The following is a 288-nucleotide window of genomic DNA, read 5'->3' on the forward strand; positions in this document are numbered from 1 at the left end:
GTTCTACGGGGTCATCTTCCTCGGCCAGCCGCGGGAGGAAACGCTCAAGGAGGCCCACGACGCGGGCCCGTGGGAGCTGGCTGGGCTTGCCTGGCTGGCCCTGCAGTGCGTGCTGCTCGGCGTCTTCCCGGTGGCGGCCATCGTCGCCTTGAGCCCCGCCGTCGAGGTCCTGGTCCCTGCGAGCCTCGCGCCGAGCGCGGCGGGCGGCAGTTGGTGGTTTCTCACCTCGGTCGCCCCCGAGCGGGCGAGCTACGCCCCGCTCCTGTTCCTGCTGGTCATCCTCCTCGC

The 288-nt window shown here is 72.2% G+C and carries 1 pseudogene; it reads left to right on the forward strand.

Annotation, left to right across the window (positions count from 1 at the left end):
- Positions 1-288, forward strand: a pseudogene (locus ACTFO6_RS18585) (hydrogenase 4 subunit B); the annotation flags it as partial.

This window comes from Pelomicrobium sp. G1 (assembly GCF_051905455.1).
In the GTDB taxonomy this organism is placed as follows: Bacteria; Pseudomonadota; Gammaproteobacteria; order Burkholderiales; family UBA6910; genus Pelomicrobium.